Genomic DNA, 248 nt, shown 5'->3' with positions numbered 1-248 from the left:
GGACAGGATCGATGCCTGACGGGGTTGCCCCAATTAAATATAAAAAGGCTGTTAGCATAGGAACGAACTGACCTAACAGCAATGCGATAAGCTGGGTTCTGTAATCCTTGGCAGTTTCTTTCCACCGAAGAACCACGAACAACAGCGCAACAAACATGCAGGCAAAAGTGAAAATCCCATGGACAATGTACCAGGCACCTATCTCTATCTGAATGTAAGGAGCACCTAAGGTCGGATCAAGCTCAAAC

At 46.4% G+C, this 248-nt stretch carries 1 protein-coding gene; it reads right to left on the bottom strand.

Annotation, left to right across the window (positions count from 1 at the left end; all coding sequences use genetic code 11):
• Positions 1-248 (bottom strand): histidine kinase N-terminal 7TM domain-containing protein (locus RG959_RS24695; RefSeq protein WP_342799355.1); only part of this gene is annotated, 248 nt, incomplete at both ends.

This window comes from Domibacillus sp. 8LH (genome assembly GCF_038806185.1).
GTDB classification, from domain to species: Bacteria; Bacillota; Bacilli; order Bacillales; family Domibacillaceae; genus Domibacillus; species Domibacillus indicus_A.
Note: the sequence above shows the minus strand (reverse complement) of the source record. Positions and strands in the feature narration are given on the sequence as shown.